The 21,774-nt window shown below is 45.6% G+C and carries 17 protein-coding genes; 13 read left to right on the top strand and 4 right to left on the bottom strand.

The annotated features are described in order from the left end of the window. Window positions 1–25 precede the first annotated feature (25 nt). From KNQ12_RS11490 to KNQ12_RS11480, 3 genes are all read left to right on the top strand, one after another. Window positions 26–1,822, top strand: coding sequence for a mechanosensitive ion channel (locus KNQ12_RS11490; protein WP_214748462.1), 1,797 nt, complete (start codon window positions 26–28; stop codon window positions 1,820–1,822). 216 nt (window positions 1,823–2,038) lie between these two features. Further along, the gene (bcaP, locus tag KNQ12_RS11485) at window positions 2,039–3,427 is read left to right on the top strand and encodes a branched-chain amino acid transporter BcaP (RefSeq protein WP_214748465.1); all 1,389 of its coding nucleotides are present in this window, start codon (window positions 2,039–2,041) and stop codon (window positions 3,425–3,427) included. Window positions 3,428–3,520: 93 nt separating this feature from the next. Further along, window positions 3,521–4,300, top strand: a complete 780-nt coding sequence (locus tag KNQ12_RS11480) for a GNAT family N-acetyltransferase (protein ID WP_214748468.1) — start codon at window positions 3,521–3,523, stop codon at window positions 4,298–4,300. A 21-nt stretch (window positions 4,301–4,321) separates the two neighbouring features. On the opposite strand, the gene KNQ12_RS11475 is transcribed toward KNQ12_RS11480, so the two are convergent. Then, window positions 4,322–4,768: an NUDIX hydrolase gene (locus KNQ12_RS11475; RefSeq protein WP_214748471.1), complete on the bottom strand. Its 447-nt coding sequence runs from the start codon at window positions 4,766–4,768 to the stop codon at window positions 4,322–4,324. Continuing rightward, window positions 4,765–5,859: a nitric oxide synthase oxygenase gene (locus tag KNQ12_RS11470; RefSeq protein WP_214748474.1), complete on the bottom strand. Its 1,095-nt coding sequence runs from the start codon at window positions 5,857–5,859 to the stop codon at window positions 4,765–4,767. The genes KNQ12_RS11475 and KNQ12_RS11470 overlap by 4 nt, the downstream gene beginning before the upstream one ends. Window positions 5,860–6,046: 187 nt before the next feature. Between KNQ12_RS11470 and KNQ12_RS11465 the strand changes: the two genes are divergently transcribed. The 5 genes from KNQ12_RS11465 (at window position 6,047) to KNQ12_RS11445 (ending at window position 15,641) form a co-directional block, all read left to right on the top strand. Next, on the top strand, window positions 6,047–6,904 hold the full coding sequence (locus tag KNQ12_RS11465) for a YihY/virulence factor BrkB family protein (RefSeq protein WP_023466934.1): 858 nt from the start codon (window positions 6,047–6,049) through the stop codon (window positions 6,902–6,904). A gap of 197 nt (window positions 6,905–7,101) precedes the next feature. After that, window positions 7,102–8,202, top strand: a complete 1,101-nt coding sequence (msrB, locus tag KNQ12_RS11460) for a peptide-methionine (R)-S-oxide reductase MsrB (RefSeq protein WP_214748477.1) — start codon at window positions 7,102–7,104, stop codon at window positions 8,200–8,202. A 144-nt stretch (window positions 8,203–8,346) separates the two neighbouring features. Further along, window positions 8,347–11,193, top strand: coding sequence for a S8 family peptidase (locus tag KNQ12_RS11455; RefSeq protein WP_214748480.1), 2,847 nt, complete (start codon window positions 8,347–8,349; stop codon window positions 11,191–11,193). A 145-nt stretch (window positions 11,194–11,338) separates the two neighbouring features. After that, window positions 11,339–13,909: a HAMP domain-containing sensor histidine kinase gene (locus tag KNQ12_RS11450; protein WP_214748482.1), complete on the top strand. Its 2,571-nt coding sequence runs from the start codon at window positions 11,339–11,341 to the stop codon at window positions 13,907–13,909. Window positions 13,910–14,102: 193 nt separating this feature from the next. Continuing rightward, window positions 14,103–15,641: a diguanylate cyclase domain-containing protein gene (locus tag KNQ12_RS11445; protein WP_353047623.1), complete on the top strand. Its 1,539-nt coding sequence runs from the start codon at window positions 14,103–14,105 to the stop codon at window positions 15,639–15,641. Window positions 15,642–15,719: 78 nt separating this feature from the next. On the opposite strand, the gene KNQ12_RS11440 is transcribed toward KNQ12_RS11445, so the two are convergent. Beyond that, window positions 15,720–16,358, bottom strand: a complete 639-nt coding sequence (locus tag KNQ12_RS11440) for a FusB/FusC family EF-G-binding protein (RefSeq protein WP_214748485.1) — start codon at window positions 16,356–16,358, stop codon at window positions 15,720–15,722. 123 nt (window positions 16,359–16,481) lie between these two features. On the opposite strand from KNQ12_RS11440, the gene KNQ12_RS11435 reads away from it, so the two are divergent. The 3 genes from KNQ12_RS11435 to KNQ12_RS11425 all read left to right on the top strand — a co-directional run bounded on the left by KNQ12_RS11435 (window position 16,482) and on the right by KNQ12_RS11425 (window position 18,208). Then, window positions 16,482–17,216 carry a hypothetical protein gene (locus KNQ12_RS11435; RefSeq protein ID WP_214748487.1) on the top strand — a complete coding sequence of 245 codons (735 nt, stop codon included), beginning with the start codon at window positions 16,482–16,484 and terminating at the stop codon, window positions 17,214–17,216. Window positions 17,217–17,280: 64 nt separating this feature from the next. Further along, window positions 17,281–17,730 carry a general stress protein gene (locus KNQ12_RS11430; RefSeq protein ID WP_214748489.1) on the top strand — a complete coding sequence of 150 codons (450 nt, stop codon included), beginning with the start codon at window positions 17,281–17,283 and terminating at the stop codon, window positions 17,728–17,730. Window positions 17,731–17,758: 28 nt separating this feature from the next. After that, the gene (locus tag KNQ12_RS11425; protein ID WP_023466954.1) at window positions 17,759–18,208 is read left to right on the top strand and encodes a universal stress protein; all 450 of its coding nucleotides are present in this window, start codon (window positions 17,759–17,761) and stop codon (window positions 18,206–18,208) included. A 40-nt stretch (window positions 18,209–18,248) separates the two neighbouring features. On the opposite strand, the gene KNQ12_RS11420 is transcribed toward KNQ12_RS11425, so the two are convergent. Further along, window positions 18,249–18,440, bottom strand: a complete 192-nt coding sequence (locus KNQ12_RS11420; RefSeq protein ID WP_029343330.1) for a hypothetical protein — start codon at window positions 18,438–18,440, stop codon at window positions 18,249–18,251. Window positions 18,441–18,574: 134 nt separating this feature from the next. Between KNQ12_RS11420 and KNQ12_RS11415 the strand changes: the two genes are divergently transcribed. Further along, window positions 18,575–19,018: a MarR family transcriptional regulator gene (locus tag KNQ12_RS11415; RefSeq protein ID WP_029343331.1), complete on the top strand. Its 444-nt coding sequence runs from the start codon at window positions 18,575–18,577 to the stop codon at window positions 19,016–19,018. A gap of 31 nt (window positions 19,019–19,049) precedes the next feature. Beyond that, window positions 19,050–21,716 carry an MMPL family transporter gene (locus tag KNQ12_RS11410; RefSeq protein WP_214748492.1) on the top strand — a complete coding sequence of 889 codons (2,667 nt, stop codon included), beginning with the start codon at window positions 19,050–19,052 and terminating at the stop codon, window positions 21,714–21,716. Window positions 21,717–21,774 lie beyond the last annotated feature (58 nt).

Here is a 21,774-nt window from a genome sequence, read left to right as displayed (position 1 = left end):
TATTTATGTGAAGGAGTGTGGCAGGATGAATAACATTTGGAACGGAACGTCGTTGAACTTGAACGGCATTCTCGGATCACTCGGCAACTTGCTTGGAGCGATCATCGTCTTTTTAATTGGATGGCTCATTGCTAAGCTGATTGCGAACGGGATTCAAAAAGCGTTAGAGAAATCTGGGGTCGTCAACAAGTTATCGCCTCAAAAAGAAGGGGCGCCACCAAAGAAGAAAAAGTGGACACCTGAAAAAATTATCGGGACTGTCGTCTTTTGGATTCTCATGGTCTTCGTCCTAATCTTGGTCTTCAATATCCTTAATCTGAACATCATTGCGGGACCACTTGCGGATACGATGAGTACATTGCTCGCGGCAATACCGAATATCCTGAAAGCAGCCCTCATCCTCCTCTTGGCATATGTCATCGCGGTCGTTCTCCGCATGATCATCGTCAAAGCAGGTACGAAGCTGATGGCGAACGACAAAGTACGTTCGAACAAGATGCTTCAAGGTCAGACAGATCTTTCAGGTTATCCAAAAATCGCAGGGGAGATCGTCTTCTACCTCGTCTTGCTTCTGTTCCTACCAGGTGTACTTGGTGCGTTGAACATTGAGAGTGTCTCACAACCGTTCAGCCAATTGTTATCGTCATTCCTTGGATTCATTCCACGCTTGATTGCTGCGGCAGCCATCTTCTTCGTCGGCTTCCTCGTAGCGAAAATCGTCCGCGATATCGTGACGAATTTCCTTCATGCTGTTGGAACGGATAAATTTGCAGCTCGCTTCAACCTTGGATCAACGGATCAAAAAGATGCGAAATCACTTTCGTCGATTCTCGGAACAGTCGTCTTCATCTTGATTCTGATTCCAATCACGATTTCAGCACTTGATCAATTGAACATTAAAGGAATCACAGGACCAGCGATCAACATGTTGAACGATGTCCTTGGTATGATTCCGAACATCATCGTTGGTGTCGTTCTAATTCTTGTCGGTCTTTACGTCGGACGTTTCATCAAGAAATTCGTTACGGATCTCTTATCACGTCTTGGATTCAACAACCTGACACGTCACTTGAAGATCGGTTCATGGGATGCGAACCAAGCTTCTACATCACTAGCTTCAATCGTAGGTGCACTCGTTGAGATCGTCATCGTCGTTCTCTTCGTCGTCGAAGCATTCAACTTGATTGGTCTTGACTTCATGGTCGACCTCGGTCGTGCCGTCCTTGCGTTCTTACCGAGCGTCTTGACAGCGATCATCATTCTCGCAATCGGGATCATCGTCAGCAACCTCGTCAAACGTACGATGGACAGCTTGTTCGGCAACTCTGAACTAAAAGTCCTCTCAAGCGTTGCGAAGTATGCGATTCTTGCACTTGCTGTCTTCATGGCACTTGATCAATTGGGTGTTGCTGATACGATCGTCAACTCAGCCTTCATCTTGATCTTGGGAGCACTTGCGCTTGCGTTCGGTCTTGCCTTTGGTCTCGGTGGACGTGATAATGCATCGCGTTACCTCGATCGTCTGCAAAAGAAAGCAGAGAACACGGAAGTTGACACATCGAACCTTCCAAGTAAGTCAGCATCGACTTCTTCATCACCGAGCTTGAAAGATGCAGCAAAAGGTGCAGCTTCACAAGCAGCAGATGATGTCACACCAGATCGTGCACCACGTTCAGCGCGCTCTTCTTCAACAGATGAGACGACACATGGTACACCAAAAGGTGCATTGCCAGAAAACGATTTAGCACAGCAAGATGATTACCCGATCGATCCAGATGATCATAAAGGTCCTAACCTCGATCATCCAAACGATCGTCCGTAATACGAGTACATCCTTTCCTCTCATTTTGAGGAAAGGGTGTTTTTGCGTTGACGCATCAAAGCGTTGTCGCATTTTCACAAAAGTGGTTTGACCACTTTGTGAAAAAATACAGAAAAAAAGACTTATCGAACCTGACATCGTTTGTTATGATAAGAAAGTCAATTACCTCAATGATTTGAATATTCAGAAAAAAGAGAAAAGTTCGGAGGATGAAACATGAGTTTGCTTCGCAAGAAAGATGTCAGTGTAATGATGGACATGAAACAACATTCCAAACTGGCACGTCACTTATCAGGGTTTGACCTCATTTTACTCGGAATCGGTGCCATCATCGGGACCGGAATTTTCGTTCTGACAGGAACGGGCGCTCTTTATGCAGGACCTGCTTTACCGATCTCATTCATTATTTCCGCTGTCGTCTGTGCGCTCGCAGCCCTTTGTTATGCTGAATTTTCGTCGATGATTCCCGTCTCAGGTAGTGTATATACGTATACATATGCAACGATCGGGGAAGTCGTGGCTTGGATCATCGGCTGGTGTCTCATTTTAGAATACGGACTTGCTTCGAGTGCCGTTGCCACCGGCTGGTCAGGGTACTTCCAGTCACTGTTAGCAGGCTTTGGTCTCCATTTACCGACAGCTTTAACAGCTGCTCCAGGTGCTGTACCAGGAAGCGAAACGTTCTTTAACTTACCAGCGTTCTTGATTCTGATGGTCATCACGCTCTTGCTTTCGCTTGGGATTAAAGAGACAAAACGCGTCAACAACATCATGGTACTCGTCAAAGTTGCCGTCGTCGTCTTGTTCATCGTCGTCGGGATCTGGTATATCGAACCAGGCAACTACAAGCCGTTTGCGCCGTTCGGTATGAGCGGTGTCCTGCAAGCATCAGCGATTGCCTTCTTCGCTTATCTTGGATTTGATGCCGTCACATCGGCAGCAGAAGAAGTCAAAAACCCGGGACGTAACTTACCGATTGGGATTCTAGGATCGCTTGCGATCGTTACCGTTTTGTACGTCGTGGTCTCTGCTATTATGGTCGGAATCGTTCCATTCAAACAGTTTGAAGGTGTTGATAGCCCAGTATCCCTTGCCTTAAAAGTGGCTGGCCAAGACTGGGTCGCTGGATTCGTTGACTTAGGAGCCATCGTTGGTATGACGACGGTCATCCTCGTCATGACATTTGGTCTCGTCCGTCTCTTGTTCGCGATGAGCCGTGACGGATTATTACCGAAAGTCTTCTCAGACGTCAATGAAAAGTCACACACACCAGTTAAAGCGACTTGGATTCTCGGAACGACTGCTGGTTTAATCGCTGGATTCGTGCCGCTTGGTACACTTGCTGAATTGATCAACATCGGAACACTGGCAGCCTTCTCGCTCATCTCGATCGCGGTCATCGTCCTACGCCGGACGCGTCCCGATTTGAAGCGCGCCTTTAAGGTTCCGTTCGTCCCAGTCTTACCGATTTTGTCAGTCCTTGCTTGTATCATGCTCATGTTCAACTTACAACCATTCACGTGGATTGCCTTCTTTGTCTGGACAGCCATTGGATTACTGTTGTACTTCGGATATGGACGCAAGCGTTCGAAACTCCATCAATGAATCGACTAACACCCTTGGCGACAAGGGTGTTTTTGTATGCAGGAAATGAGGCGAACGAAAGCGAAACAGCTCAGTGGAAAAGGAGGTTTTTCGATGATTCATATTCAACGCGCACCTGGCGTAAAAACGGCGTACAAAGCGATGCAGGGTGGATTCCAAGATTATTTGATTCCACTGCACTTATCGGAAGCAGAATTCCAAGAGCGCATCATCGAACGAGACGGGAACCAATTGGAGCATTCATTCGTTGCCTATCATGGAGAAATACCGGTCGGTCTCTGGCTGAACGGTTGGAAGGAGATCGAGGGTCAACGCATCATGCGGTGTGGGGGACTGGGGATTTCACCACAATATCGTCGTCTTGGGATCGCGAAAGCCTTGTATCAAGCACAACTGAGCCATGCTAAAGAAATCGGAATGGATGGTCTGATGCTTGAAGTCATTCAAGGGAACGATCCGGCAATTCGCTTGTATGAATCGCTTCACTATAAGATTGTTGGAGAAATCGGATATTTTCATTTAACGGATGAACGTCAAGAAGCCGCTCTGCCGACGATCGAAGAAGTGGAGTTTTTAAAACAATACCATGGACAAGGGGAATACATCTGGCAGCAAGATCCTCATGTCATGCAGCAATTACAAACGGATTATTACCAATTAGAAGCAAGTGTAGTGGCAGTAGCCGGATCATCTCTCTTGTCAGTCGTAGGTCCAGCAGAACAAAAAGCACGACATGCGACAGAAGTCGTCCGTCGTTTACCGGGAACGACCTACCATTATCAATCAACAGATGTGCAGGTTTGGGAGGCATTACGTTCTGAAGGGTGGACTCAGCGGGATTTGAAACAATACATCATGCGTCAGTCGCTATAAACAAAAACCGCTGCTATTCATTTAGCGGCGGTTTTTGTAGTCTTCAATCATTCGAGCGTGAGAGCCTACCAAATGATCAGGTAAGTCATCAAGCGGTACGAACTGGAGCTTGATGCTTTCATCACTTTGCTTTAACGTTCCGATCGGATGTTCACCGATATAGGCGAGAGTGACGCTTTGAAACACGTCTCCGTTCGCTAAGGTCGTCACGTATTGCGGACCAGAGTAGACATCAAGTAACGTTAATCGTTCCACTTCTAATCCCGTCTCTTCCGCGAGTTCCCGACGCGCGGTCTCTTCCGGTGATTCCGCCCATTCCATCAATCCTCCGGGTAAACCAAAGCGGGCTTGTGTTTCGTTGCGTTGTTCGAGCAAAATGTGTTCATTTTGTACGACGAGGACGACGGAACCGACGAGAATGACTGGGTCATGACCGATTTTTTGACGTAACTGTTCGACATAATTCATTTCAATACTCCTTGGTGAAACGGACAGCGGGTTACAGGTGCCGTCTGTGTTGATTTTGGAAAGAAGTTCGGTCGTTTGATTTCCGAGTCGTAATCCTTATGGAACATATGCGTCGTTGCCCCACTCATCGGTGGCACGAGCCAGGACCATTCCCCGGTGACATCACGACCACACGCGGCTTCATTTTTTTCAAAACGAGCGAACTGTTTGGTAGCCGTATGGTGATCGACGATCGTCACACCGGCACGTTCGAACGATTCGAGTACGGCAACGTTCAGTTCGACGAGCGCTCGGTCTTTCCAAAGCGATCGTTCACGTGAGGTATTCAGACCGAGATGTGTCGCGACGAGCGGTAACAGATCGTAACGATCCGTATCAGCGAGGTTACGAGCACCGATTTCTGTTCCCATGTACCATCCGTTGAACGGGGCACACGGATAGACGATGCCACCGATCTCGAGCTGCATGTCGGCAATCATCGGCACAGCATACCAGCGGACTTCGCGACCACCGAACAGATCATAGTCAGGATGTGTGATGCTGACTTCGAGCACGAGCTCATCTGGAATCGGATGCAGACTGACTTGTCCATCGAGTTCAATCAAGAGGGGCAGAATATCAAAGGGGGTACGTGCTCCGGACCAGCCAAGTGCTTCACATTGGCGCGTCAGTTGGATGGAAGCCGGATCGCCGATGATTCCTGTTGCGGTCTCATAACCAGCGTAGCGGATCAGTTGGTGATTATGCAGCCGGACACGTGTCGGATGGAAAATCGTGATCGTTGAGCGAATTCGTCCCTCGTTCGTCGCGAACCGGATATGCTCAAATAACGCGTCGCGGACCGCTTCAACGGTCAACGCATCCCGCGCGTCAAAGACATGGAGTTGTTCCCAAAAGAGACGTCCGACACATCGGTTACTGTTCCGCCAAGCGAGCTTGGCACCGAACGCGAGCTCGGAAGCCGTCTGTTCGTACGTTCCTGTCGTTTCAATCGAACGGATGACTTCTTGCTGACGTCCGGCCATTTCGGGGTATTGCTCTATATAAGAAGTAAAGAAGCGTTCTGCTTCGGTTTGAATGAGTGAGTACACGAATCTAAATCCTTTCTGAAAAACAAGTACGATACAATCTCTGTTCCTAGTGTACCCCGCGCAGAACCGAAGCGCCAAACTTGAATGATGTATAAGGTTGTTATAAGTTCAAAAGACTTCCAAAAGTTTAAAGGAAGTACGAAATGGGGGATAGTCTAGAGAATTAGTTGAAAGTGAGGAAATTTGTATGTCTTTAATCAAACCTGTATTTGCCCGTTTTTTTGGTGAAGCCTTTTTTGATAAATCGGCTCAGCTCGCCTATTATCTGATGTTGTCCTTATTCCCGTTCTTATTATTCGTAGTTGGGATCGTCTCGTTCTTACCATTTACGTCCGATAACGTACTGGATTTAATTCGACCGTTTGCTCCGGCAGAAACGTACGATTTGATTCAGCGGAACGTCGTTGGAATCTTTGATCAAGGCGGCTTCAAACTTGCCTCGATCAGTTTCCTTGCTGCCTTTTGGCTTGCTTCGATGTCGGTCCAGTCACTTGTCCGCTCGCTGAACGATGCGCTCGAAGTGACACGAAAAGCGCCATTCTGGCGCGGACTGTTGCAAGACTTCGCTTTTACGATCGGGATGATGATCATCTTACCGATTTCATTGATTGTTCCGATTTCAGAAAAGTTAACACGGCGTTTCATCAACCACTTTGCAATCGTCGCTGATTTCGTGACGAACTATTCGTGGATCTGGTTCTTATTCCGCTGGGGACTCGGGACGTTGTTCTTACTTGTCTTTTTCATCTTATTATATCGGATTTTACCGAGTGTCCGACTAACGGTTCGTCAAGTACTCCCTGGAGCCATTTTTGCGACGATCGCTTGGCAAGTCGTTTCGGAATTCTTCTCTTACTACGCTGAGTTCGGTAGTTACGATCGTCTTTACGGTCAGCTTGCCGGAATCATCGTCTTGATGACATGGTTCTATTTGTCCGCTGTCGTCCTGATGTTAGGGGGACTGATGAACGCGGAACGCATGCGTCAGAAAAAAGAAGCAAAAATCATGAAACCGCAAAAAATCAAAGAAGAAAGCGTGCGTTAATCATTGAGCACGCACAAAAGCAGCTGACACATCGTCAGCTGCTTTTTTATTAAAAAGATATATCTTAGATAGGATCAAATGAATGTGCTTCTTTTGAGCACATGCTACGACAAGACGGCATTAGCGGGGTACAGTTAAATAAAAGAACATCCAATAGACGTCACGCGACGTAAGCTAAATAAAGGAGGCGAAGGGAGATGAAGAAACGAATGTGGACGATTTTATCAGTCATCGGTCTCATCGTCATCATGGTCGGGGGATACTTCGTGTTCCAGCAACAGCAGGCAAAATCAAGTGGCAGTAAGGAATTGAGTTATCAACCAGAAGAGACAGCGATTTTAGCTGGCGGATGCTTCTGGTGTATGGAGCCCCCGTTCGAAGAGTTAAAAGGAGTCAAGTCCGTCATTTCTGGTTATACAGGCGGTGATGTTGAAAATCCGACGTATAACCAAGTGTCAGCGGAGACGACAGGTCATCGGGAAGCGGTATTGATCACATTTGATCCGAACGTCATCTCGTATAAACAATTACTAGATGTCTACTGGCGCCAGATTGATCCGACGGATGCAGATGGTCAATTCGTCGACCGTGGTGAGTCTTATACGACGGCGATTTTCTATACGAATGAGAAACAAAAAGAAATCGCAGCACAATCGAAACAAGATTTAGAGAAACAACAAGTCTTCGATGATAAAATCGTCACACCGTTGATTGCGGCTGGTCCTTTTTATGAAGCGGAAGCATATCATCAGGATTACTATTTGAAGAGTGAGAAAAAGTATAAGTTTTACCGGGCAGCTTCTGGACGCGACGACTTCATCAATCGCTACTGGAACGATCAGCCAAAGCTCGATCTTCCAACGTATCCAAAATTATCAGATGCAGAAATCAAAAAGAAATTAACCGCCATCCAGTACAAAGTGACTCAAGAAGACGGAACGGAACCGGCGTTTGATAATCCGTATCACGATTTGAAAGCAGACGGTATCTATGTCGATCTGATTTCTGGAGAACCATTGTTTTCATCAAACGATAAATATGATTCGAAGACAGGATGGCCGAGTTTCACGAAACCACTTGAGCCAGGTAATATCATTGAGAAAAGTGATTTTGCAATCGGCATGAAACGGATGGAAGTCCGAAGTCGACATGGAAATGCCCATCTCGGACATGTCTTCTCGGATGGTCCAGAGCCAACAGGGCTTCGGTATTGTATGAACTCAGCCGCTTTACGTTTTATTCCGAAAGAGGAGTTGAAACAAGAAGGATACGGTGAATATGTAGCAGATTTTAAATAATCATTAAAAGGCATCCGGTGCTCATATGCATCGGATGCCTTTCCTTTCAAAATTGTAAGATACATCCATAAAATAAATATCCATTTTATCCATATCCTGTTTATAATCAAGATAAAGTACATCCATCTTGAAGGAGGAACATGTGTGAAGAAACTGGTGATTTGGGTCATGCTGAGCTGTCTGATTTTGACGCTTGGAGTAGGACCTACGACAGCAAAGGCGGACACAGCCCTTGCTAAAGCAACGCTCTTGAAACTAGGACAAGAGACGACGCTTGAAACGGGAACGGAAGAAAAAAATACATATTGGTACCGCGTCAACCATGAAGCGGGTGTAGAAAAGACCGCGTCACACTTCGAACTATCGATTGATACGGATCAACCTGTTCAAGTAACGGCGTATCCGAGTGAAGCGATGGCTGCGGAAGACGATACGTTTGATCGTTACCGGACAGAGGCGGAGCCAGATGAAAAAAACCTTACAAAATTAGCCGTTCCATATGCATGGGATGGACCGTATTATGTCAAAGTCGAATATTACCCGAACATCGAAGAAGGTAAGACGACGAAAGCCGCTCATGTCAAGTTGACGTATAACAATGTCAAATTACCTGTCGAGTATGAGCCAATCAATGACATCAGCTGTATGGCAGAAGAAGCACTCAAACAAACAAAAGAAGAAAAGCCGATGCTCGCACTCATGCACTCGATCCAAAAGCAAGTATTGAGCCAATCGGATGCAGGACGTGCTTTGACATCGCTTTACTACAAAGCGTCACCTTACGTCGTCAAAACGCTTTTATTCAATAAAGAAAAGCGTCAACAAGCATACGAAGATTTAAAAACATTGAAGCCTGCAATGGAGGCTCTCGTTCGTGGAACATCGTACACGTTGACGAAAGCCGATCAACAAGCCGTTGACCGTCTTTATACATTATCACGCGATGCATCGCCTGCTGTGATTGCAGAAGAAATCGATGGATATGCCAAAAAAATGAAGATATCTGAGATGAGCGGCAGTACGTTAGACGATACGTTCGGAACATTAGGGATGAACATTCAGTCAAAAGAAACTACGCGATTCATCGTTAAGTTAAAGCCAGGGAAAACAGTCAGTTCGATGAAAATTGCTGGAATTCAATCAGCAGATGTTGAGCGTTTACCGCTTGGTAAAGCTGGTGATTTCATTGTAGTGACAGAAGATCCAACGGTGAAGGGACAATCAGCGTCAGCATTAAAGCAATCGATTGGTCGCTCATCAGCAGTCGAATATGTGGAAAAGATTCAAACTTACAAAGCAACAAGTGATATCAATTTTGATTACCAATGGGCCATCAATAAGAAAACAGTCTTCGAACAGTTCCCGAATGTTGGAATTGGTTTTGAGGAGTTCCAAAAACGATTTAGTGGGAAAAAATTAGCACCTGTCAAAATTGCGGTCATCGATACAGGTGTTGATTATCGCTTAAAGGATTTACAAGGGAAAGTTGATATTGCGAATGAGAAGAACTATGTTTCCGTAAACGGAGATGGCGACGCGATTGATGATAATGGTCACGGAACACACGTGGCAGGTGTCATCGCAGCGACAATCAACAATGATTACGGGATCCAAGGGATTCATCAGTCGGCACAAATCTTACCGGTTAAAGTATTGAATGCAAATGGCGAAGGAGAAACGGATGCCATCGCACTTGGAATTAAATATGCTGTTGATCATGGAGCGAAAGTCATCAATATGAGTCTTGGTGGCGGTGAAAGCCGCACGATGGCTTATATGATGAAATATGCAGCAGATCATGGTGTTACGGTCGTTGCGGCTTCAGGAAACGACTACGATATGATGGTCGGGTTCCCAGCAAACTCGGAATATGCGATTTCTGTTGGAGCGACGAATACGCTCGGTATGGTTTCAGATTACTCGAATTATGGAGTCGGCCTTGATGTCGTTGCACCGGGTTCAAAAGTAGCGAGTTTGATTCCAGACGGAAATACGGTGTATATGGATGGAACAAGTATGGCTTCACCACACGTCGCAGCTGTTGCGGGAATCTTGAAGTCACTTAATCCTAAACTAACACCTAAACAAATCGAACAAATTCTACAAAAAAGTGCAGAACCACTAGCTTTCGAAAATCCGAATGATTGGTTTGAGGAAGAAGAGGGAGAAGAGCTTGAATTCAAGTTTCCTGCCTATGTCAGTCCGGTTTCAGGATACGGTAAAGTTAGTATTCCTCGGGCAATTTCGCAATTGAATCTGAACGGAACTGTCAACAACGTATATGATAATAAACTGACTGTCACAGGAACGGTTAAAACCGGAACAAAAGTGGAAGTATGGTCCACTAAGAAGTTGGGTTCTACTACAGCTAAATCCGGAAAATATAGTGTGACGATTCCACGTCAAAACAAAGGTACGGTCCTAACAATTCGTTACACAAATGGACTGGATATCACGTCAGAACGTACAGAAATCCTTCCTGGAAAAGCGCCAGCAGCTCCAAAAGTTAAACCAGTACTTGCCGGTGCAACAAAAATGACAGGTACAGCTCTTGCGGGCGGTACGGTTACTGTCAAAGATGCAAAACAAAAGAAAATCGCCACAGCGAAAGTCGACGCAAAAGGTCACTTCAGTGCGAAATTACCAAAACAAGTCGGTGGTTCAAGCTTGATCGTCACAGTGACGGATATTGCTAAACGCACAAGTAAACCGACGATCGTAAAAGTCCTACCAGCCCCAGCAGCACCGAAAGTGAAATCCGTCTATGCTGGACAAACGAAAGTAACCGGGACAGCTGAAAAGAAATTAAGTGTTTATGTAAAAGATGCGAAGAAAAAAGTCATCGGAAAAGGAACGGTTTCTGCAAAAGGCAACTATTCCGTCAAAATTCCGAAGCAAAAAGCAAAAGCGAAGCTTTCCGTCTACGTTAAGAATACGCGTGGTCAAGTGAGCCCTGTGACTTCTGTGACAGTGAAGAAAGCAAAAAAATAAGCGGATAAAAAGACCTTTTTTCGGGTACATTCCGAGAAAAGGTCTTTTTTTGTATATCCTAGCTGTTGCTTCGAAAGCGTTTCTATTATATTTAAAGAAACAAATGAAAAAGCATCATTCGATGAATGATGAGGAGGATACATTCATGGTGAATTGGATTCGGCGACGAATCGGTCGGCAGTTGCTGACTGTTTTTTATGCGGTACTGATCGTAGTATCGATTACTTCGTTCTTTGTCTATGACTATATGGAAGGACGAATCGAAACATCAAAACAGAATCTCGAGACGATCAGTGAACAAAATCGCCGGGCCAATGATTTGTGGGACAATTGGCAAACCGTCCAGTTTGGATTGCGAGGATTCGTCATTTTTGGTAACCAAGAACGGTTTGATGAGATTCAGGCGCTCCGAACAGATATCAAAAGTGAGACGGATTGGTTCATGCGAAACGCAAAAACGGATGAAGAAGAAGAATTCGCAGCGCAAATGACGAATTTATATGAGTTATACTATGATGCCTTGTTCCCGTTGACCCAGTCTTACGTCAATGAGAAAAAGGCGAATCGGATCAATGAGGACTTCTTACAGGGGGATAGTCTGTTTTCTTTACCGATTGCGGAGCGTCTTGTCGATCAAGGGCGATTAAAGCCAACTGCCGATGGTTCGATTGATATTACACCAGACATTGAAAAAGCCTCTGCAGCACTTGATGAATACCGGACGAATCTCAGCCAACAACAAGAAACGGCTGTCGGGGAACTGCGGAGTGAAGTCGCAAAGTCACAATGGATTTGGATATCAAGTATCGTTGTGCTCATTGCCTTCATCCTTCTCTTCGTGCACCCGTTCCTTCGCCGGATGACACGGCAATTGTTACGTTTGATTGATGATAATCAAAAACTTGCTCGAAAAGAACCGATTAAGATTGATAAAGCTGCCGAGCAGCGACCAGACGAAATCGGATTATTGCGCGCAGCCTTTAATCGGATGGTCGTGACGACGAATGCCCATACGGATGCGATGCAAGGAAAAAATGAAGAGTTGCAGGCGCAAAGTGAAGAGTTGCTCGCGCAACAAGAAGAATTGCAGGCGCAACAAGAAGAACTCGAAGAAGCGTATCAAACGACGAAAAAGAATGAGGAAAAGCTCCGATTACGTAGCGAACTGACAGAGGCGCTTGCTGTTCGCGAAACCGTCGAATCGTATCCGGCAATCGTTCAAAAGATGATCGATATCACCTCTTCTGAGTACGGTGCACTATTGCTCTATGAAGAAGGAGCGTTCATGGGTGCGACAACGAATGGGATGACGATGGATTATTTAAAAGTTCTCCTGAAAGATGAGATGTCCGTCATCAATCGATCGGTTCGGCAGATGGAATTTATCCAATCGGAAAAACGAGTCACGCGTCAAAAAGACTATCCGTATTCATTTAGCACGTATGAAGTGACGATTCCGATCGAAGATCCGGAAACGCATGAACTAATTGCAGCGATTTATCTGGTTCGTTATAAATCTGCCTATAAAGGGCAACAGTTGACGGATATTCGCGAGTTTGCGCAACAGATGACGTTATCGCTCCTGCGTACGCGTTCGTATGAAGGAATGCGTCAAGAAAAAGAAAAGACTGAGCAAGTGTTAGACTCCATCCGAGAAGCGATCATTTATCTTGAAGATGGAAATGGAGAGTTATACGTCAACCGTCCATTGTTTGAATTGATTCCAGAACTTCAATCGGAATTCACAGTAGATCGGACGTTACCGTCGAGTGAGTATGTCATCGATGTGATGCGCCAGTTGGTGGATGATGTAGAGGCTTTTAATACGTATCTAGATTTGATTCGTTCCGGTGAGATTTCACCGGAAAAGGTCCGATTTGATATTCGAAATAACACAGCTCATCTGGAAGTCTACGCGGAACGTATTGATGTCGTTGGTGGATGGAAGGGAATCATTCTTGTTTTACGAGATATTACCCGGGAAACAGAAGCCGATCGTCTCAAAACAGAACTCGTCTCAACCGTGTCGCATGAGTTGCGGACACCGCTCTCTTCGATTTACGGCTTTACAGAATTGATGTTGAATCGAGAAATCGATGACTCGAAACAGAAGAAATATCTAGCGACGATTCATAACGAGACGGAACGGTTATCAAACCTTGTCACGGACTTTTTAGATGTTCAGCGCATGCAGTCAGGTGGGCAGTTATACCAAATGGCACATCTCGATTTATTTAGCCTGACTGAACAGGTGATGTCCTTATACGACGCTTCAAGTGAACGACACGATCTTCATTTGCAATTGCTTAGTCCGGATCGTCCGTTCATTTTAGGAGATGAGGACCGAATCAAACAATTGATGAATAACTTGATCAACAATGCGATCAAGTACTCTCCGGATGGTGGGCGTATTGACGTCTGGATTGATACGAAAGACGATCAAGCCATCATTGAAGTGAAAGATGAAGGAATTGGAATTCCGCATCATGCCTTTGCCCACTTGTTTGATAAATTTTATCGCGTCGATAATTCCGATACACGTCGAATCGGTGGAACGGGACTCGGGTTATCAATTTGTAAGGAAATTGTCAAAGAGCATGAGGGTGTTATTCATGTGGAATCTGAAGTAGGAAAAGGCAGTCGTTTCATCATCGTATTACCCCTCAGTCTGACCGAATCGATCGAGTCGACAGAAGAAAATCGACGTTCTATTTAAAGAACTAGAATACATTCCAACTAAACCGTGTTCAATCCGCTAGGTGCGATCACGGTTTTTTCTTATGTTTAAAACGAGTAATCTTGTCAAAAAAAAGATTCCAATAAAATAAAAAAAGGTGAATAAAATGCAATGATGAACCGATATACCTATAGGACAAACGGACTATGATTAAAAAAGGAGGGGGATCGCCGTGTATCAGAATTGGTTAGGAGTCGTTGTTTTTTGGCTTCTTTTACACATCGGTTGGGTGACATACGTTGGGACGGATACAGTAATCGGACAAGTCGTCAATAGTCTGTTCACGATTGGTGGTGTCTCGGTCTCTCTCTATTTAATTTGGCAGGCACGACGTCGCCAAATGCGACGTCCTTTTACCTCTCGTTTATTTCTTCTTTTATTGTTTGCCAATACGATGCTCGGTCTAGGTGAATGTGGACAACTCCTTTATTTCCTTCAAGGACGTACACGAACGGAACCGTTTGATTGGATCGACTTGATCTTTAGTCTTCAAATCTTGATCTATATCATTGCTTTCGGTTATTTCCTGCGTAATCGACGACAAGAAGTTAATTTGCGGGTCTTTTTGTTTGATGAGTTCATCATTTTAGTCGTTGCAGGATCTCTTTCGTGGCACTATTTAGTGACACCTTATTTAGAAGGAAATGCCTTGCTGACGATCGAAACGCTTTTATGGCTTCGTTATCCGATTGGTGATCTATTGTTGCTCGGTGGAATGATTGTCTTATTCTTTGGTTTGATGAAACGTGGCAATGGAAGCTCGCTATTATTGATTCTACTCGCATTTCATTTTCAATTACTTGCCGACCTCCTATACGTCGTCCTAGAACGATTTGATTATCCGTTTCCTTCGAGTGGGCTCGATCCGTTATGGTTAGCGACTGTCCTGATTGTCGGGCTTGCCGCATATCGCTTTGACGCTGAAGAATCTCTCGTTCCTCTTGACGTTACACGGAGATGGATTGATGTCTTACGTTTAATTACACCTTACTTATTCTTATTGATTCTATTCGTGACGATGGCACGGCAAACGATTAGTTGGAACGGTTTGACGATTGGTTTGATGATTGCGATCCCGTTATTGATTTCCCGTCAAATCCGGATTGTCGTTGACAATCAACGGTTGCGCGAAAATCTCGAAGCGAAGGTGGAAGAGCGAACGGAAGCATTAGCAACTGCCATGGAGGAGATGCGGCACATGGCATACCACGATGCCTTAACAGGGTTACCGAATCGGTATCTGTTTGCGCGACTGTTCCAAGATGCCTTGTACCGGGCGGAAGCGAGTGAAGGACAAGTCGGATTATTCTTTATCGATATCGATCACTTCAAAGAGATTAACGATACGTACGGTCATCGCGTCGGAGATCAACTCATCGTCGATGTCACGACGCGCTTACAAAAGAAATTGCCGCCCAATACAGTCATTTCAAGACAAGGCGGAGATGAGTTCGTCGTCTTATTGTTTGACGTTGAACAAGAAGCAGAAGTGGTGCAGTGTGGAGAACATCTCGTTTCCTTGTTCAAAAAGCCGTTTCACCATGGCATCATTCCACTTCCCGTAACGGCAAGCATTGGTGGAGCGATCTATCCGGCGCATGCAGCCTCTCGATCAGATTTGATCGAGCAAGCAGACCTAGCGATGTATGAGGCAAAACGTCGCGGGAAGAATCAATTTTGCTTGCATGATCCAGCGATAACGAACACATGAACGTCGTCACATTCAAAAACACGCTCGTATACCGAACCTTATCGGGTCAGTCATACGAACGTGTTTTTTTGATGCTGATCATTTCTTTTGCGTGCGTGCTAAGAACGTTTCAATGACTTCTGGATTCGTCACAGCTTGATTACATGCATCGCTGTCGATACACATATGATGACCAATCGTCTGATGCTGTTCAGTCGAACGGCGTGTCGTGACAGTTACGAGTGTAATATCACTATACGTATGACAAATCGCACAAATCCCTTTTTGAATCGATGGTAGATAGGTACCTTCTACGCCAATCCATTCACCATTCAAGGGATAGACGAAATATTTTTTCCGATTTCCGGTATCGTTCCAGCTTAAAAACGTCGTGTGTGTCCACTCAAAGGAGTGAAGTGACGGAATGTGTAACTTTTTCGTTTTTTTAAAGAGCTGTCGGATCCGTGATTCAGAAATACTCGGAAACGGTTGGACGAACGGTTCGACATGTGCTAAATACGCGAGGAGATCCTGTTCGGATTCAGCGTCACGAATGTTCGTCAGCAAGATTTCCTGTTCCGGTGTAAGTATTGGCAATAGATCAAATATCTTTTCAGCGGCACTGTACCGAACAGCATCACGAACATCGGGGTCATGAACAGCTGCGAATTGATGTTGCAGCAGCTCGACTTGATTCCGAATGAAATTGTATTGATAGGGTAGTAAAAATGCGTCCATTCTCGTTCCTCCTTTTCCTTTCATCGTACCGTAATTTGGCAACAGAACAAAGCGACATTTTAGTTTTTCAGACTTCTACAGCGGGAATTAAATAACAGACTGAACGAGGAGGTGAAAAGAGAAGTGCAGTATTTAACATTTTTACGCTTGATGAATGTAGGAGCATTCCTCTTTGCAATGCTAGCACGCGTCGTTTGGCAACAGCCGATGACCATTCTTAAGTTACCTCTTGTTCCTGCACCATTCTTTGACGCCATTGCCGGTGTCGTGTTTACGACATTATTGATTTGGTGTATTCGACCGGTACGTGCCTTTCCTGCGGATCGAGAACTGATTGAAGATATCGGAGGGTGGCTTGCATTATCACTCGTGACGCTTGGAATCAGTAGTATGAGTGGCCCCCCTTGGGAACTCGTCTCGACGACGATTTCTTTCATCAGCCTTTGCTTAGTCTATATGAAAATTCAACACCATCCCCGGCGTTCGCCGTGGATGCGCTCTCCATTTTCAGTGTTGCTTGCCTGGATCAGTACGATGCTATTGATTTTACCATTTCGGATCTTGTCGGATTTTCAGTTCACTTCGCTATTCAGTCTTTCCGAAACCCAATGGAGCACGATTGCGCTCGCATTAGCTGTTATCGGTGGACTCTTGTTTGTCATCATTCATTCCGACTGGGTGTTTGGTCTCACCCTCGTCTGGTATTTGATTGGACTGTTCTTTAACGATCGCCTCGCTCTTGTGCAACAAATCGTAACAGGAATCGGGATCGTATGTGTTTTACTCTTGTGCTATTACGTCTTCTATAAACGGCAACGTCTTTTTCGACAGCAATCGCCGAAGTCTTCTTCATCCTAGTCATGTTTTAGATGAATTTGGGGTATATCTCATATAGTTGCTATAAAAGGGGGAGACGTGTGTCATGGGAAAAAAACAATGGATTGGTGTCTATCAAAATGAGACGGATTTGATTCGAAAAATTGAGGATCTACACTTTGCGGGTTATCTAGAAGAAGATTTGTATGTCGTGTTGCAAGACAAAACCGATATGGCGATGTTACGCGGGCAATCAGCAGCGCAACTGGTCTCCGGTAAACGGACGCTATTTGAGCGATTTACAGGCAAACCGGCTTCGGCTGAGGAAATTCAAACCGCCTTCACGGAACTCGGATTACCGGAGTCGGATATTCGTCAACATGTCTTACGTGTCCAGCAAGGCGATTATGTCCTGTTGGCAGACGAAGCAGGGGCTTCTCGTCCTGCGCCGGAACCAAAAAGTATTTTGGAGACAGAACCAGAAGGGATCGAGGCAGAACGAAAACTCGATCACGAAAACCGCGCCCTCGAAAATGAAAATGACCGGATGCTGTAAGAGAGTCGTGCAGAAAGGATGATTCTTGATGGAGAGCCAGTATCATACGATTTTAGTGGCAGTCGATGGATCAAAGACGGCAGATCTTGCCTTTGAAAAGGCAGTGAAATTCGCCAAACTCGATCATGCCAAACTCGTCATCGCCCATGTCATCGATATTCAGACATTTGCTAATGTACGTGCCAATAAGCGTTTCATTGATCAAAACGTCACGGAATATGCACAAGGACTGCTCGATCGTTACGAGAAGCGGGCACGAGAAGCAGGCGTCGAGACAGTTGAACTGGTCATCGAAAATGGCTCTCCAAAAACATTGATTCCGAAGGTCATCGCACCACGTGTTGGTGCTGGGTTGATCGTCTGCGGGGCGGTCGGGATGAATGCGATGGAACGCATCATGATCGGGAGTGTCTCTGAAAACATTTCCCGTTATGCAAAATGCGATATCTATATCGTCCGTCCGAAAACCTTGAAGTGACATAAAACAGCACACATCGGTTGATGTGTGCTGTTTTATGTCATGTTAAAAAATAATAGAAGATGCCTAATAAAATCAAAATGATCGGAAGAAAAATGAAATACATCCAAGACATGTTTTTGGCCGAAGTTTTGTGGTCATACTTTTCTTCTGCTGGTTGCTTGGCAATCCGTAACGTAAAGACAAGACCTACGAGACAGATGACTAACGCAATCCAAAACAAAGTCAACATAAGCACGCTCCTCTCTTCCTTTATCATACAGAAATTGGTCATGTTCTGCATCGGTAAGTTGTGACAGTTTAGAGTTGACAGACTTCTAGTTGAGGGGCTAAACTAACTTCATAAGTTTAGGGGGTAAACTAAAAATGAAAGACAATTTACGTGAAGCAGTCCTCCTGTTTGAAGAAGTCATGATCCACGGAACAGAACGCGTGTTGAAGTCGGTCGAAGCACCCGTTTGGCAAATGTATTCACCGGAACAACTTCATGTGTTGAAGCTCGTCGGAAAATATGGACCGATTTCGTCTGGGCGTCTCGCGGCAGTGCAGGGTGTTCACAAAAGTGCCATCTCGAATCGGCTGAAAAAGTTGACGGAAAAAGGTCTCGTCATCGTCGAACGTCGAGAAGACGACCACCGGACGAAGTATATCTCACTGACGGAATCAGGTCGGTTAGTGGCAACTGAAGCGGAGCAAGAAATCTATACGTATCTTGAAAATTTGATTGAAGGAAAGGTCGAGGAAGAAGAAATAATCCAGTTCATCGAAACCTTTAAGAAGATCAAAGAGATTTTGCAGTTGAACGACTAAAGACAGAATCGAAGGAAGAGGAGAATCGGATATGCGACAAATCGTCAAATGGCGTTGGGCAATTCTTGCGTTATTGCTCATCGTCACAGTAGGTTTACTATTTACAGCACCAAACTTGGCTAAACAAGCAGAAGAAGCAGGTGCGATTCAGCTTGCAAATGATGCCGATTCACAACGGGCAGCTGACATTTTAGAAAAAGCGGGGGCAAGTGAAAAAACGATCTCGCTTGTCATTCCGCTCAAAGACAAAGTCAGCGATGCCGATCGAACATCAATCGGGCAAATCGTTAAGGATTTAGAAGCACTTGATCGTCCGGTCACGGATGTGCTCGATCCGTTTGAAAACAAAGAGACGGAAGGACAGCTCGTCTCAAAAGACAAAAAGACAGTTCTCGTGCCAATCACGGTCGACGGTTCGCAAGAAGAGATCGTCAAACTGGCAAAACAAATCCGGACGGATCTTTTACCAAAGGATCAAACGATTTATCTAACGGGTGAAGCGTTAATCAACGATGACGTTAATACGAGCTCGCAAGAGGGACTGAAGCGGACGGAACTGATTACCGTCGGATTGATTTTCGGACTACTTCTGCTCGTCTTCCGTTCAGTCGTCACACCGTTCGTTCCACTCGTTGCGGTTGGGTTTACGTACCTGATCAGCCAATCACTTGTCGCCTTTTTCGTCGATTGGTTCGGCTTCCCGGTATCGAACTATACGCAAATATTCCTCGTCGCCATCCTGTTCGGGATTGGGACAGACTATTGTATTTTGCTCCTGAGCCGGTACAAGGAAGAGTTGACGGCAGGACATGACGTTGAGACAGCAATCGTCAATACGTATAAGACAGCAGGGCGTACATTACTCATCAGTGGTCTCGCTGTGCTTGTCGGTTTCTCAGCGATCGGTTTTGCGGACTTCCCGATCTTTAAATCGTCGGTCGCCGTTGCGGTTGGGATTGCCGTACTCTTACTTGTCTTGTTCACACTTGTCCCATTCTTCATGGCCACATTAAAAGAAAAGCTATTTTGGCCATCGAAGAAGGCAGCGAGTCACCAGGATAGCAAGCTCTGGGCACATTATGGTGGCTTGTCGATTCGTCGTCCGTTGCTCGCGATGATCATCGTTGCGATCGTCACGGTTCCGACACTCTTTACGTATGATGACGACCTCTCGTTCAATACCGTCGATGAGATTGGTGCGAAGTATGAGACGGTCAAAGGACTCAATGCGATCTCGGATGGATTTGGGGCAGGTGAGTCGCTCCCGGTCAACGTCATCCTGAAGAGTGATGATGATTTGATTACTGAAAAAACAGTTCCTTATGTAGAACAACTCAGTCGTGAACTGGTGAAGATTGATGGGGTCAAATCTGTTCGTTCGATTTCTCGTCCGACAGGCGAAGTCATCAACGATTTCTACGTCGATCGTCAATTAAAACAAGTTGCTGATGGCATGAAGAAAGCTACCGCTGGTCTTACGGATGTTCAGTCTGGTCTGACGACCGTTGAAGATAATCTCAACGGTATCACAGGACAGCTACCGGCAGGAGATGCGGCTTCAGCAGGTGCGAGTCAGTTGCAACAAGCAGCAGACGGACTTGGGCAAATTAACCAACAGTTGACGCTCGTCGGTCAAGGTCTACAATCGACCCAAAACATCCCGCAAACCGTCGGAACGTTGAATGCTTTGTCTGGTCAATTGAGCCAAGTTCAAGCCGGCATTAGTCAAGCCGCAAGTGGTATCGCGTCTCAAGGTGCGCAAGCGGGTCAACTTGGAAGTGGGTTGACGCAACTCGCGGATGGAGTCGGTCAGGCAAACGCAGGATTAACGAAAATCGAAAGTGGTCTTGAAGACATTTCCGACCTTCTAACCGAGATGGGACAAGCGACATCGATTCGGGGGACAGGTGTGTTCGTTCCAAAAGATACGCTGTCTGATAAAGCCTTTAAACCAGCGATTGATCGTTACGCCATCGATCAACAGACGGGATTGAAGTTCGAAGTCATTCTTGAAGATGATCCGTATTCGCCGCAAGCGATTCAAACCGTCGCTGCCATCAAAGAGACGACAGCGAAGACAATCAAAGGGACACCGTTTGAAGACAGCACCGTTGCATACGGTGGTATCTCAAGCGTCAACAGTGATTTAAATGATACGTCGAAAGCCGATTTCAAACGAACAGTGACGGTCATGCTGATCAGTCTCTTCGTGATTCTAGCAATCATGTTCCGTTCGTTGATCATGCCGTTGTTTATGATCGGTTCGTTATTGCTGACGTATTATACGTCGATGTCGATCGCAGAGCTGATCTTCGTCAATGGACTTGGATATGACGGTATCAGTTGGGCCGTTCCGTTCTTCGGATTCGTTATGTTGATTGCCCTTGGTATCGACTACTCGATTTTCCTCCTCGACCGTTTCCGGGAAGAGACGATCAAGGGACTCGATACGAAGGAAGCGATGTTCCTGTCGATGAAAAAGATGGGATCTGTCATCATCACGGCAGCGATCATCCTCGCAGGAACGTTCGGAGCGATGATGCCGTCTGGTGTCTTGAGTCTCGTTCAAATCGCGACGATCGTCATCACAGGTCTACTCTTATATGGATTGATCGTCTTACCGCTCTTGATTCCAGCGATCACAGTATCGTTTGGTAAAGGGGTCTGGTGGCCGTTTCGACCAAACGCTAAAAAATAAGAACTAACCAGACCGGGTTCGTCTTCTAGATGAACCCGGTTTTGTCATGACGTATACT

This window comes from Exiguobacterium sp. s11, assembly GCF_018619015.1.
GTDB lineage: Bacteria > Bacillota > Bacilli > Exiguobacteriales > Exiguobacteriaceae > Exiguobacterium_A > Exiguobacterium_A indicum.
The sequence above is the reverse complement of the archived record's forward strand: the minus strand, read 5'-3'. Positions and strand labels throughout refer to the sequence as shown.